Origin of the sequence: Arachnia rubra, assembly GCF_019973735.1 — a bacterium.
GTDB lineage: Bacteria > Actinomycetota > Actinomycetes > Propionibacteriales > Propionibacteriaceae > Arachnia > Arachnia rubra.
The window spans coordinates 534,735-547,784 of the sequence record NZ_AP024463.1; the positions used below are offsets into that span (position 1 = coordinate 534,735).

Here is a 13,050-nt window from a genome sequence, read left to right on the forward strand (position 1 = left end):
CTGTTGGCCGGAACTGAACTGCGCATTCGCACCCCTGTCGGTTTGCAGGTTCTCTGGAGCGTCGGAGGTCGGGAATGACATGTGGCCCGTCCCTTTTCGGGGACGGGCCACATACCTTGGGGTCAGTTGTCGCCGTGGAGGCGCTTGTCCAGGGTCTGGAGCAGATCGACGGCGCACTCCGGGATGTTCGTGCCGGGCGGGTAGATGGCGTCTGCGCCGTTTGCGCGGAGCTCATCGAAGTCCTGGCTCGGGATCACACCGCCGACGACCACCATGATGTCCTGGCGGCCCAGCTTGTCGAGTTCCTTGCGCAGCTCGGGCACCAGGGTGAGGTGACCGGCCGCGAGGGAGGAGGCGCCCACGACGTGCACGTCGGACTCGACGGCCTGCCGTGCGACCTCCTCGGGGGTCTGGAACAGCGGGCCGACGTCGACGTCCATGCCGAGGTCGGCGTAGGCCGTCGCGATCACCTTCTGGCCGCGGTCGTGGCCGTCCTGGCCCATCTTGGCGATCAGGATACGGGGACGGCGTCCCTCCTCTTTCTCGAACTCCTCGACGAGCTTGCGTGCCTTCTCAACGGCCTGTGAGGATCCGGATTCCTTGTTGTACACACCGGAGATGGTACGGATCTGTGCGGTGTAGCGTCCGAAAACCTTCTCCAGGGCGCTGGAGATCTCGCCGACGGAGGCCTTCGCGCGGGCCGCGTCGATGGAGACCTTCAGCAGGTTGCGGTCCGGGTCGGTCGGGTCCGGGTTCGCGGCGGCCCAGGAGATGCGCTCCAGCATCTCCTGGGTGACGGCCTCGTCGCGTTCGGCGCGCAGCCGCTCCAGCTTCGCGATCTGCTGTTCGCGGACCGCCCGGTTGTCGACCTTCAGCACCTCCAGCTCATCCTCCTGGTCGACGGTGAACTTGTTGACGCCGATCACAGGCTGGCGGCCCGAGTCGATGCGGGCCTGGGTGCGGGCCGCGGCCTCCTCGATGCGCATCTTCGGGATGCCCTGCTCGATGGCCTTGGCCATGCCGCCCGCCTGCTCGACCTCCTGGATCCTCTCCCAGCCCTTCCGGGCCAGCTGCTCGGTGAGCTTCTCGACGTAGGCCGATCCAGCCCACGGATCCACCGTCTTCGTGGTGCCCGACTCCTGCTGGATGAACAGCTGGGTGTTGCGGGCGATCCGGGCGGAGAAGTCCGTCGGTAGGGCGATGGCCTCGTCGAGGGCGTTGGTGTGCAGCGACTGCGTGTGCCCCTGCGTCGCGCCCATCGCCTCGATGCAGGTGCGCACCACGTTGTTGTAGACGTCCTGCGCGGTCAGCGACCACCCGGAGGTCTGCGAATGCGTGCGCAGGCTCATCGACTTCGGGTTCTTCGGGTTGAAGCTGCGCACCAGCCGCGCCCACAGCATGCGGGCGGCCCGCATCTTCGCGACCTCCATGAAGAAGTTCATGCCGATCGCCCAGAAGAACGACAGCCGCGGCGCGAAGGCGTCGACCGTCAGACCCACCGACTCGCCGGCGCGGATGTACTCGACGCCGTCGGCCAGGGTGTAGGCCATCTCGATGTCCGCGGTGGCCCCCGCCTCCTGCATGTGGTAGCCGGAGATGGAGATGGAGTTGAACCGCGGCATGTTCGCGCTGGTGTAGGCGAAGATGTCGGCGATGATCTTCATCGACGGCAGCGGCGGGTAGATGTACGTGTTGCGGACCATGAACTCCTTCAGAATGTCATTCTGAATGGTCCCGGCCAGCTGCTCGGGCTTGACGCCCTGCTCCTCGGCGGCGATGACGTACAGCGCCAGCACCGGCAGCACCGCGCCATTCATGGTCATCGACACCGACATCTGGTCCAAGGGGATGCCGTCGAACAGCTGCCGCATGTCCAGGATCGAGTCGACGGCCACGCCCGCCATGCCGACGTCGCCGGCCACCCGCGGGTGATCGGAGTCGTAGCCGCGGTGGGTGGCCAGGTCGAATGCGATCGACAGGCCCTTCTGCCCGGCCGCCAGGTTACGGCGGTAGAAGGCGTTCGACTCCTCAGCGGTGGAGAAGCCCGCGTACTGGCGGATGGTCCACGGCTGGTTCACGTACATCGTCGCGTACGGGCCGCGCAGATAGGGGGCAATGCCCGGCCGGGTGGCCAGGAAGTCCAGGCCCTGGAGGTCACCGTCACCGAACAGCGGCGGTACCAGGATGTGCTCCGGGGTCTGCCAGCCGGCCGAGTGGCCGACCTGGTGGAAGTGATCGTCGAACTGCCTCTTAGCGTCATTGGGAACGCCGTCGCCGTGCAGCGCGACCGAGCCGAAACGGGGGATCGTGGTCATTGCTCAGGCCTCCAGCTTGTCCAGGGTGGAGGTGAGCAGCTCCACCACGTTCATTCCGTCGAAGACATTGCCGTCGATGACGGCGGTCACCTCCGCCTCGTCAGCGCCCAGCTCCTTGTACTGCCCGGCGAGCCGCACCTCCTGGGCTCCCGCCTCCTTCAGCGCCTTCGCGACGGCCAGGCCATGGGCGGCGTAGACCTTCGCGCTGGAGCACAGCACCGCGATGTCTGTATCAGCATCCTTCATGGCCTGGACGAACACTTCGGGGTCGGTGCCCTCCGCGAGGACGGTGTTGATGCCGCCCACGTGGTAGAGATTCGACGTGAAGCCCTCGCGCCCGCCGAAATCGCGGCGGGTCCCGAGGCAGGCCAGCAGCACCGTCGGGGGTTTCGTGGCGGCCGCGGAGCGGTCACGCAGGTCCTCGAAGACCTGGCTGTCGCGCACGAACGGGATGCCGCCGAGCTCCGGAGCCTTGGGACGGGGCTTGCGCTCCAAGGACTTCTCGACGTGGTTCGGGAACATCGAGACGCCCGTCAGCGGCAGCTTGCGAGTGGCGAGCAGCTTGGCGCGGGCCTCGTTGATCTCCTTGAGCTGGGCGGCCACGGTGCCATCGGCGATGGCGGCCGCCATGCCCTTCTCGTCGAGCTGACCGAACAGCTCCCAGGCCTTCTCGCAGAGCTGCTGGGTCATGGACTCGACGAACCATGCTCCGCCGGCCGGGTCGTTGACGCGGCCGATGTTCGATTCCTCGGCCAGCACCACCTGGGTGTTGCGGGCGATGCGGCGGGTCAGGACGTCGGGAAGACCAATCACGGTGTCGAGCGGCAACACGGTGATGAACTCGGCCTGGCCGACGGCCGCCGCGAAGGCCGAGATGGTGCCGCGCAGCACGTTGACGTAGGCGTCGTCGCGGGTGATCTCGCGCAGCGACGTGACGGCGTGCTGCACCGCGCCGCGTTTCTCCGGGCTCACCCCGAGCACCTCACCGACCCGGTTCCACAGGGTGCGCAGCGCGCGCAGCCGGGAGATGGTGATGAACTGGTTGGTGTTCGCGGAGACCCGGAACAGGATGCTGTCGAAGGCCTCATCGGCGCTCAGCCCGAGATCGGTCAGGGCGCGCACGTACTCGATGCCCGTGGCCAGCGCGTAGGCCAGCTGGGCGACGTCACCGGCGCCCATGGAATCGTAACGGGAGGCGTCCACGACGATGGGACGCACACCCGGGAACGGCTTTGCGAGCTCCACGGCCCTCGCGATCACCGAGAGGTCGGGGGTGGTTCCGTTGATGGCGGCGAAGCCGATCGGGTCGACGCCGAGGCTGCCGCGGATGTTCTCCTTGCCGGAAGCGGCGAAAGCCGCGGCCAGGGCCTCGGCGGCCGCCAGCTCATCGGTGTTGGAGGAAACATGTGTGGGGGCGAGGTCGAACAGGACATCGCTCAGGACCTCTGCCAGCTTGTCGGCGGGCACCGCGTCGGGGTCAACGCGCACCCAGACCGCGGATGTGCCGCGCTCCAGGTCGGTGTCGACGGCCTTGCGGGCCTCGGCCGGGTCGGGTTCCTCAATGAGCTGAGCACTGAACCAGCCCTCATCCATCTCTCCTGCGCGGACCGTGGTGCCGCGCGTGAATGGGGCCACTCCGGGGAAACCAAGCTCCTTGACGCCATCGTCAATGGTGTACAGCGGCTTGGTCACAAGCCCATCGACGGTGTGGCTCGTCAGGCGCTTGTATGCCTGCTCAATGTTGAGTTCCTTGCCCTCGGGGCGCTTCCGGTTGAGTACCTTCAGTACCTCCTTCTCCCAGTCAGCAAGGCTGGGAGTGGCGAAGTCCGCGGCGAGACTGATCTCGGCCGCGCTCGTTGATTCTGCGCTCATCGCTCTCCGTCCAAATCCTTCCGGCAGACCATTGCGGGGATATGGCCCGCCCAGTTTCGGGACTGGTAGTCCTCGACATGCCAACACTAGCCCAGCCCAGGGCGGCGACGCCCATCGGGGGTGGATTGGTCCGACCGAATCTTCTGGTGGAGAACCGTCAGCCGAAGTACTCGCGTAGCCCGCCTAGCGCGGGCGCGAACACCTCCCCGGCGAAGAATCCTTTCCAGTGCCCTCGCTCATCAGGGGCGCAGTCGAAGTCGGCCCACCACTCCACCAGGGCATGGCCTGCATCGCTGACCGGAGTCACCTTCACCGTGGCTAGATACCCCGTGACGGGAAACGGTGCCGGTTCGCAGAATTCATAGGAGTAGCTGCGGTCAATGTCGGACAGGGCGCGCAGGCGTTCCCGGATCCGGGAGTCTCCCATCTGGAAGCTGCGCACCGCCCCGATGGTCAGGCCGCTCAGACCGTCCTCGATATGGCTCTCGGAGACCGCGCCGCTGAACCACGTCGCCAGGCCGTTGAAGTCCCGGAGCGCCGCCCACACCCGGTCCGCGGGGTGCTGAAGGACCGTGCTGCAGTAGGAGGTCGTCACCGCGGCGCCTTGAAGGTGATGGCCTTGAACTCCTCCGTCTGGGCGCGGATGCCGACCTCGGTGGGGAAGCGCTCGATGGAGCTGGCGCCGTAGAAGCCGACGATGCCGTCGGTGTGGTCGAGGATGTACTGGGCGTCAGCCGGGTTGGCTATCGGGCCGCCATGGCACAGGCACAGGATCCCGGGATTGACGCTCTTGGCGGCGTCCGCCAGCGACTGCACCTTGACGGTAGCCTCCTCCAGCGTCAGGGCGGTCTTTGCCCCGATGGTCCCGGACGTGGTCAGCCCCATGTGGGGCACCAGGATGTCAGCCCCGGCGCGGGCCATATCTCTCGCCTGCTCCTCGTCGAACACGTAGGGCGAGGTGAGCAGGTCCAGCTCGTGGGCCATGCGGATCATGTCGATCTCCGGCCCGTAGCCCATCCCGGTCTCCTCCAGGTTCGCCCGGAACACCCCGTCGATCAGGCCGACGGTCGGGAAGTTCTGGACGCCGGCGAAGCCGATCTCCTTGACCTGGCGCAGGAAATAGCCCATCACACGGAATGGGTCTGTGCCGTTGACCCCTGCCAGCACCGGCGTGTGCCCAACTACCGGCAGCACCTCATTCGCCATCTCCATGACGATCGCGTTGGCGTCGCCATAGGCCAGCAGTCCCGACAGGGAGCCGCGCCCAGCCATCCGGAACCGGCCTGAGTTGTAGATCACCAGCAGGTCGATGCCGCCGGCCTCGGCGGATTTCGCGGTGATGCCGGTGCCCGCCCCGCCGCCGATGATCGGGCGGCCCTCGGCTACCTGGGTGCGGAACCGGTCGAGGATTTCCTTGCGAGACATTGTTTCTCCTTCATTCCGAGTGGTCATGCATTCCAGCGGTGTGTGGGATCGCCGGTGATGTGGTGATGGCTGTGTGCAGGGCCTGCGCCATGGCGGCGCCGAACCCCGGGTCGTTGATGGCCTGGTCCAGTTCATGGACGACGACGCCGCTGCCCGCCAGACCGGAACGCAGCGCCTCGAACAGTGCCGCATCGGCCTCGGCATCCCGGAACGAGCCACCGTCAACATCGATAGCGCTGACCCCCCGCAGCGGGATGAACAACTCGGCCGGCCCGGTGGCGGTGGCCAGTTTCGCCGCGATCCGGCGGCCCAGCTCCGCCATCTCCTGCCTCGTGGTGCGCATCAGCGTCACGGACGGGTTATGGACGAACAGGGTGCGGTCCGCGAACTGGGGCGGGACGGTCTCGGCCGGTCCGAAGTTGACCATGTCCAGGGCTCCCAGGCTCACCACTTGGGGCAGCCCGGCGCGCCCGGCCCGTTCCAGCCGTTCCGGCCCCGCCGATAGCACCCCGCCCACGAGGTCGTCGGCCAGCTCGGTGGTGGTCAGGTCGCACACCCCGGCCAGGGCCCCCGACTCGACGAGCTTCTCCAGCGCCCTGCCGCCCGTCCCGGTGGCGTGGAACACCAGCACCTCGTAGCCCAGCTCCGTCAGCCTCTCGCGTGCCTCGTCCGCCGCGGGGGTGGTCACCCCGAACATGGTGATGCCGACCAGCGGCCGGTGCGGCTCCGGCGCCGCGGCCAGCCTGGCCTCGTGGGCCTTCGCCATCCCGGCGATCGCGGCGGCGGCATTGCCGAACACCTGCGCTGAGACCGAGTTGATGCCGGCCACATCGACGACCGAGTACATGAGCGTTGCATCCGCCTCGCCGACGTAGGGTCCCACGTCGCCGGAAGCCATCGTCGAGACCAGCAGCTTCGGGAACCCCACCGGCAACGCCTGGATGGCGCCCGCCGCGACGGAGGAGCCGCCCGACCCGCCGAGCGCGAGCAGGCCGTGGATGCGGCCGGCCGCCGCCAAGTCGCGTATCACGCGGGCCACCCCGGTGCGCATCACCTGCATCATCTCGCCCCGGTTGCGGCGCTCCCTCAGGCCGTCCGCGTCTGCGCCGGCCGCGGCGATCACCTCATCGGAGGTGACGTCGGCGAGATCGCTGGTGGAGAACGACCCGGCGTCCACCAGCAGGCACTGCGTCCCCAGCTCGACCAGCCGCTCCGCCAGCCAGGTGTATTCGGCGCCCTTGGTGTCCAATGTCCCGACCAGTGCGACAACGGCCATGCGATCTCACCTCTTCGTGCTGCGGCCAGGTGCCCCGGCGGTGGCGTGCTCCGCCGGCGAGACCATAGCCTTTCAGGACCTTAACTTTAGTCCAGTGGCGAACTGGCCGCCCTGGAGGATGGCCATGGTGGGACGGCGTGCGTCAGCGACGGGATCTCAGGGACGCTCCCCCCAGCTCTCGATGCGCCAGCCGTCGTGGCTTGAGCCGTTCAGCACGATCCACTGGGTGTTGTTCAACGGGGCCGCGTTCTCCAGTCCGAAACCAGGGTCCTGCGCCAGGGTCCACACCCGCAGCGCCGCCCCATGGCTCACGACCGCGGCGCATCCATGCCCTGCGGACTCGACCTGTGAAATAGCGGATGTGAAACGCTCCATGAACTGCCGCGCGGTCTCGCCGCCCTCCAGGCCGGAGTCCATGTTGCTCGGAGACCAGGCCTGCAGCTCCGCGACGTAGGTGCGCCAGTCGCAGTTGAGCTCCTCGACTCCCGCGGAGATCTCCCGAACCCCCTCCAGCACCTGGACCTCAAGGCCCAGGGACTCGGCGAGCGGCGCAGCCGTCTGTTGTGCCCGGGCCAGGTTGGAGGCGTACACCGCCTCGATGGGCTCGCCGGCCAGTTTTCCCGGCAGTGAGGCCGCCTGGGTCAGGCCGTTGTTGGTCAATCGGTAGCCCGGGTAGGCGGTGTCCAGCCGGTGGTCGACATTCGCCTGGGTTTCGCCGTGACGGATCAGGAGGAGTCGCATGGCTTGATCGTAAGCGGACAGCGACGGTTTTCGGGGACTATTTACCTGTGAAATTTTTACCTGTGAAGTTGTGCTGAGGTCGCTGGGCCGCCCGGCGTGGGAGGAACCTCACCTGCCCGCCGAGGCTCTAGTGTGAGCAAAGTGGATGCAGCTGATGTGATGCCTGACCTGTCCGAAGTCCTCTACACCAGCGACCAGATCGCGGCCCGCCTGGCCGAGGTCGCTGCCCAGATCGACGCCGACTACGCCGGCCGGGACATCCTGATCGTCGGGGTGCTCAACGGGGCCATCATGGTCGTCTCCGACTTGCAGCGTGCCATGAGGTCGCACGTGGAGATGGACTGGATGGCGATCTCCTCCTACGGCTCCGGCACCCAGTCCAGCGGCGTGGTGCGCATCCTGAAGGACCTCGGCGTTAGCATCGAGGGACGCCACGTCCTGGTCGTCGAGGACATCATCGACACCGGCCTGACCCTCAGCTACCTGATCTCGAACCTGGCCAGCCGCAAGCCCGCCAGCCTTGAGATCATGGCCATGTTCCGCAAGCCGGGTGCCGCGCAGATGGACGTGCCGGTCAAGTACGTGGGCTTCGACATCCCCAACGAGTTCGTCGTCGGCTACGGCCTCGACTACGCGAGCCGCTACCGCAACCTCCGTGACCTGGCGGTCCTGGCCCCCCACGTCTACTCCTGAGGGCGGCCGAGGGCGGTTAGTTTCTCCGGATTCCGCACGATGTAGAAGGCCGAGATTCCGTCCCCGGCGGCCATCGGCCATCCGACGTGATCGATTCGCCCGTCCACCCGGGCGACCCACGCGGGGGTCGAGTTGAGGTTGGCGGGTTCGAAGCTGGTCGTTCCCGTCATCTTGCTGGCCAGACCCAGGAAGAAACGAGCCACCTTGTCGGCTCCGACGACGGGCCGCAGAGCCACCGTGGCCCGGCCACCGCCATCGGAAACCACGGTCACATCCTCTGCCAGGAGATTCTTCAAGGAATCGAGATCACCCGCCCGGCAGGCGGTCAGGAACACCTCGGTCAGCCGGCGGTGTTTCCCGGCGTCCACGTCGAAACGAGAACGCCCTGCCTCGATGTGATGCCGGGCACGACTCGCCAGCTGCCGTACGGAGGACGGGGAGCGTCCCAAGAACTCCGCGACCTCCTCGTGGGAGAAACCGAAGACGTCGTGCAGGACGAAGGCGGTGCGTTCCAGCGGTGACAACGACTGCAACACCAGTGCCAGCGCCAGCGACACCTCTTCCGCCGCCAACAGTTCCGAATCGGTCGCGTCACCCTCCGGTACGGGTTCCGGCAGGAACCGACCTGGGTAGTCGCGTCTCCTCAGGACATCGAGAGCCAGGTTCGTGGCGATTCGGGCCAGATAGGCCCTGGGCCGGGCTATCCCCGTCTCCTCCGTCGCGCGGTGCCAGCGCAGCCACGTCTCCTGGGCGATGTCCTCGGCCTCGGCGAGGGAACCGGTGATGTCGTAGGCGATGCGCAGCACCAGCCCACGATGTTGCAGGTATTCGTCCGTGCTCACCGTTGCCTCCCGAGCCAACGGTAACCCGCTGCCGAGCGGCGGGGCGCGTCGATCGCCAGGCGACAGATCCTCTCCTTGAAGAAAGCCCCTCCCCGTCCGGTCAGGCGCCGACCGGTGGGGGCGTCGCAACGGTCCACGAATTCGATCAGGCCGTTCCTGCGTCCGAGACTGACGCAGCGGAACGAGAAACCGAAATCGAAATCGGCGGCCGCTTCTCCCGCCAGCACCCGGTGGACGTTGTCGGCGACATGGGCGCCCATCGGAAGGGCGGTCGCGCACCCCATCCGCAGGTGGGGCAGCTGCGGCGAGACGACGGCATCGCCCAGTCCCCAGATCCCGGGGGCCGCCTGAAGGGTCCTGTCCACGACAAGCCTGCCCCGTCCATCCACGGGCATCCCGGACCGGGAGGCGAGGTCCGGTGCGGACAGCCCGGTGCAGTCGACCGCCAGGTCGGCCGGGCCGTCGTTCCAGACCACCCCGAGCCGGGGAAGCTGGTTCGCGAGCCATTTCCTGTTTCCCTCCGAGCCGCCGGGAAACAGTCCGGCGGGATCGGTCAGGGACACCTGAAGGTGCGGCGCCGCCTCGGCGATCTCCGTAGCGATCTCGACTCCACTCAGGCCGGCGCCGTCCACCCGGACCCGTGCTCCGGCGGGGAGCGCGGAAAGGGCCGTGCGCAGGGCATCGGCCCCTGCCAGGGTTGCGGGGCCGTCGCCAGTGCTGCCGGTGGCGATCACGACATGAGACGCCTCCAGTTCCGTTCCGTCCGCCAGGGCCACCCCACCTGCCGAGACCCGGACCGCCCGTTGTGTGCTCAGCCCGACCTCAGGAAACAGCATCTCGTCGAGCGGGCGCGTCACTCTGTACCCGGTGGCGGCGCGCTGGTGTAGCCGGATCCTGTTGACGAATGTGGGGCCGTCATTGACGAGATGGACCCTGCGGCCTCTGGCGGCGAGCCTGTTCGCGGCCATGACTCCGCCGTATCCGCCGCCGATGATGATTGCTTCGATTGTGTTCATGCTCACGGGACGTGACCGGGAACCGAAATGTGACATCTCCGTTCCTCCGGTGGCCAATGTTCGCAGGCTGGTGCTCCCGTGCGTTGGTCGCAGCCGTGATCCCCGTGACATGCTCCTCGCCGGATGGCCCCTCCGGTTTCCAGCCGCGTTGAGCGGGGGTTCGTGTCCTTCAGGTCAGCTGGACGACGCCGGCCGCCGAGAAATGACATTCTGTCCTCTTGGCGGGCGCTGGTAGCCTTCCAGTGCTTACGTCCATCTTCTTCTAGGGAATCCCGCAGTTGCAGAAAATCATGAAAAGCCCGATGGGCTGGCTGACCTGGATCGTCATCGCCATCATCCTCGGATCACTGGCCATGCAACTCATCTCCGGATGGTTCGGCTTCCGGGACGTCCCGATGAGCCAGGTCATCAGCGTTCTACAGGGCGATGAGAAGCTGAAGGAAGTCACCGTCATCGACGGTGAGCAGGTCATCCAGATCACCACGGACGCCGGGCAGCGCATACAGTCCAACTGGGTGGGGCGCCAGGTCGACAGCTTCGTCGAGATCCTCCAGCAGCGTTCCGCCGCCGGGACGCTCGACCACTGGGTGGCCCGCAACCCCACCCCGGGAATCCTGTCCACCCTGCTGTACACGGGCCTGCCGTTCCTGCTGCTGGGCATCGGTTTCTTCGTGGTGATGCGGATGGTCAACGGCGGCGGCTCCGGCGGCCCCCTCAGCTTCGGCAAGTCGAAGGCGAAACTCGCCAGCAAGGACATGCCCAAAACCACCTTTGCCGACGTTGCGGGCGTCGACGAGGCCGTCGAGGAGCTGCAGGAGATCAAGGAGTTCCTGGCGGAGCCGGCGAAATTCCAGAAGCTCGGCGCGAAGATCCCCAAGGGTGTGCTGCTCTACGGCCCGCCCGGCACCGGCAAGACCCTTCTCGCACGCGCCGTCGCGGGGGAGGCCGGGGTGCCGTTCTTCTCCATCTCCGGCTCCGACTTCGTCGAGATGTTCGTCGGCGTCGGCGCCTCCCGGGTCCGGGACCTGTTCGAGCAGGCAAAGGAGGCGGCCCCCGCCATCGTGTTCATCGACGAGATCGACGCCGTCGGCCGGCACCGCGGCGCCGGTATGGGCGGCGGTCACGACGAGCGGGAGCAGACCCTGAATCAGCTGCTCGTCGAGATGGACGGCTTCGACGTGCGCGGTGGCGTGATCTTGATCGCCGCGACGAACCGTCCCGACGTGCTGGACCCGGCGCTGCTGCGGCCGGGCCGCTTCGACCGCCAGATTTCCGTCGAGGCCCCCGATCTGACGGGACGCTCCCACATCCTCCAGGTGCATGCCGTCGGCAAGCCCCTCGCCGAGAACGTCGACCTCGACTCCATCGCCCGGCGCACCCCCGGCTTCTCCGGCGCCGACCTGGCCAACGTCCTCAACGAGGCAGCTCTCCTGGCGGCGCGCATGAACCTGAACGTGATCGGCCAGCCGCAGCTCGACGAGGCCATCGACCGGGTCATCGCCGGTCCGCAGAAACGCACCCGCCTGATGAATGATCGCGAGCGCCTCATCACCGCCTACCACGAGGGCGGGCATGCGCTGGTCGCTGCCGCGATGCCCGGCAACGACCCCGTCCAGAAGGTCACGATCCTTCCGCGCGGCCGGGCTCTCGGCTACACGATGGTGATGCCTGACGACGACAAGTACTCGCACACCCGCGGCGAGCTGCTCGACCAGATGGCCTACATGATGGGCGGCCGGGCCGCGGAGGAGATGATCTTCCACGACCCCACCACCGGCGCACAGAACGACATCGAGAAGGCCACCAAGGTGGCGCGCGCCATGGTCACCCAGTACGGCATGAGCGAGCGGGTCGGCGCCGTCCAGCTCGGGGGCGACGACTCCGAGCCGTTCATGGGGATGCGCGGCTCGCAGCCGTCGAAGGACTTCTCGGAGGCCTCCGCCGCGATCATCGATGAGGAGGTGGCCAAGCTCATCAACGCCGCCCACCAGGAGGCCTACGACGTGCTGACCGAGAACCGTGAGGTGCTCGACGAGCTGGTCCGGCAGCTGTTCGCGAAGGAGACCCTCAACAAGGCCGAGGTCGCGGAGGTGTTCAAGAACCTGAAGCGCCGCGACAAGCGGCCGGCCTGGACTGGATCGGACCTGCGCATCCCGTCCACCATCCCGCCCGTCGAGGTGCCTGCCGCATCCGTGACCCCCGAGGCGCAGGAGACGCCCTCCAGGCAGCTCGGCGCTGGCCCCTCCCAGGGCGAGACACCAGGCTCGTGGGCGCCTCCCGCCCCCGAGGATCGCAGGTGAGCCACGTCGACCGGCCCCGGATCGAGGCTGCGGTCCGGGAGATCCTCTTTGCCATCGGCGAGGACCCGGACCGCGACGGGCTGGCCGGGACGCCCGGCCGGGTGGCACGCGCCTACGAGGAGCTGTTCTCGGGGCTGGCGCAGGACCCCGCTGAGCTGCTGGCGACCACCTTCGACATCGACCATGAGGAGCTGATCCTCGTGCGCGACATCGAGTTGAAGAGCTGCTGCGAGCACCACCTGCTGCCTTTCGTCGGGGTCGCTCACGTCGGCTACATCCCTGGGAGGGGGCAGGTGACGGGGCTGTCGAAGCTGGCGCGGCTGGTCGACGTCTACGCCCGCCGTCCGCAGGTGCAGGAGCGCCTGACCACGCAGGTCGCCGACGCTCTCGTCACCCACCTGGCAGCGCAGGGCGTGATCGTGGTGATCGAGGCCGAGCACATGTGCATGACGATGCGGGGAACCCACAAGCCGGGAAGCAAGACCATCACCAGCGCCGTGCGGGGGCATCTGCGCAATGCCGCCACCCGGGCTGAGGCCATGAGCCTGATCCTGGCGAGGTGACGTCCGT

11 protein-coding genes are annotated in these 13,050 nt (G+C 67.5%); 3 read left to right on the forward strand and 8 right to left on the reverse strand.

Translation table 11 applies throughout. From position 1 onward, the window contains the following. Positions 1-122: 122 nt before the first annotated feature. The 6 genes from scpA to SK1NUM_RS02315 form a co-directional block, all read right to left on the reverse strand. The gene (scpA, locus tag SK1NUM_RS02290; protein ID WP_212324819.1) at positions 123-2,315 is read right to left on the reverse strand and encodes a methylmalonyl-CoA mutase; all 2,193 of its coding nucleotides are present in this window, start codon (positions 2,313-2,315) and stop codon (positions 123-125) included. Between the two features lie 3 nt (positions 2,316-2,318). After that, positions 2,319-4,187, reverse strand: coding sequence for a methylmalonyl-CoA mutase small subunit (gene mutA / locus SK1NUM_RS02295; protein ID WP_212324827.1), 1,869 nt, complete (start codon positions 4,185-4,187; stop codon positions 2,319-2,321). 157 nt (positions 4,188-4,344) lie between these two features. Further along, complete coding sequence (locus SK1NUM_RS02300; RefSeq protein ID WP_212324829.1) at positions 4,345-4,782, reverse strand: SRPBCC family protein; 438 nt, start codon at positions 4,780-4,782, stop codon at positions 4,345-4,347. Next, on the reverse strand, positions 4,779-5,612 hold the full coding sequence (locus SK1NUM_RS02305; protein ID WP_212324831.1) for a phosphoenolpyruvate hydrolase family protein: 834 nt from the start codon (positions 5,610-5,612) through the stop codon (positions 4,779-4,781). The genes SK1NUM_RS02300 and SK1NUM_RS02305 overlap by 4 nt, the downstream gene beginning before the upstream one ends. A 10-nt stretch (positions 5,613-5,622) precedes the next feature. Further along, positions 5,623-6,888, reverse strand: coding sequence for a Tm-1-like ATP-binding domain-containing protein (locus tag SK1NUM_RS02310; protein ID WP_212324840.1), 1,266 nt, complete (start codon positions 6,886-6,888; stop codon positions 5,623-5,625). A gap of 156 nt (positions 6,889-7,044) precedes the next feature. Beyond that, on the reverse strand, positions 7,045-7,629 hold the full coding sequence (locus SK1NUM_RS02315; protein ID WP_212324841.1) for a histidine phosphatase family protein: 585 nt from the start codon (positions 7,627-7,629) through the stop codon (positions 7,045-7,047). Positions 7,630-7,788: 159 nt separating this feature from the next. On the opposite strand from SK1NUM_RS02315, the gene hpt reads away from it, so the two are divergent. Then, a complete protein-coding gene (hpt, locus tag SK1NUM_RS02320; RefSeq protein WP_396020925.1) occupies positions 7,789-8,322 on the forward strand; it encodes a hypoxanthine phosphoribosyltransferase in 534 nt (177 codons plus the stop codon). Here the strand turns inward: hpt and sigJ are convergent. Together sigJ and SK1NUM_RS02330 are read right to left on the reverse strand one after the other, a co-directional pair. Next, complete coding sequence (sigJ, locus tag SK1NUM_RS02325) at positions 8,313-9,164, reverse strand: RNA polymerase sigma factor SigJ (RefSeq protein ID WP_212324843.1); 852 nt, start codon at positions 9,162-9,164, stop codon at positions 8,313-8,315. The genes hpt and sigJ overlap by 10 nt on opposite strands. Continuing rightward, positions 9,161-10,180: an FAD-dependent oxidoreductase gene (locus SK1NUM_RS02330; RefSeq protein ID WP_212324850.1), complete on the reverse strand. Its 1,020-nt coding sequence runs from the start codon at positions 10,178-10,180 to the stop codon at positions 9,161-9,163. Before SK1NUM_RS02330 ends, sigJ begins: the two co-directional genes overlap by 4 nt. 269 nt (positions 10,181-10,449) lie before the next feature. Between SK1NUM_RS02330 and ftsH the strand changes: the two genes are divergently transcribed. Next, positions 10,450-12,480: an ATP-dependent zinc metalloprotease FtsH gene (gene ftsH, locus SK1NUM_RS02335; protein ID WP_396020926.1), complete on the forward strand. Its 2,031-nt coding sequence runs from the start codon at positions 10,450-10,452 to the stop codon at positions 12,478-12,480. After that, on the forward strand, positions 12,477-13,043 hold the full coding sequence (gene folE / locus SK1NUM_RS02340) for a GTP cyclohydrolase I FolE (RefSeq protein WP_212324859.1): 567 nt from the start codon (positions 12,477-12,479) through the stop codon (positions 13,041-13,043). The genes ftsH and folE overlap by 4 nt, the downstream gene beginning before the upstream one ends. The last annotated feature ends 7 nt before the right edge of the window (positions 13,044-13,050 follow it).

What these genes read in the sequence shown, in the direction of transcription:
- hpt (WP_396020925.1), top strand. Translation starts at nt 7,789, where the DNA reads ATGCCTGACCTGTCCGAAGTCCTCTACACCAGCGACCAGATCGCGGCC.
- SK1NUM_RS02310 (WP_212324840.1), bottom strand. Translation starts at nt 6,888, where the DNA reads ATGGCCGTTGTCGCACTGGTCGGGACATTGGACACCAAGGGCGCCGAA.
- SK1NUM_RS02315 (WP_212324841.1), bottom strand. Translation starts at nt 7,629, where the DNA reads ATGCGACTCCTCCTGATCCGTCACGGCGAAACCCAGGCGAATGTCGAC.
- scpA (WP_212324819.1), bottom strand. Translation starts at nt 2,315, where the DNA reads ATGACCACGATCCCCCGTTTCGGCTCGGTCGCGCTGCACGGCGACGGC.
- SK1NUM_RS02330 (WP_212324850.1), bottom strand. Translation starts at nt 10,180, where the DNA reads ATGAACACAATCGAAGCAATCATCATCGGCGGCGGATACGGCGGAGTC.
- SK1NUM_RS02305 (WP_212324831.1), bottom strand. Translation starts at nt 5,612, where the DNA reads ATGTCTCGCAAGGAAATCCTCGACCGGTTCCGCACCCAGGTAGCCGAG.
- mutA (WP_212324827.1), bottom strand. Translation starts at nt 4,187, where the DNA reads ATGAGCGCAGAATCAACGAGCGCGGCCGAGATCAGTCTCGCCGCGGAC.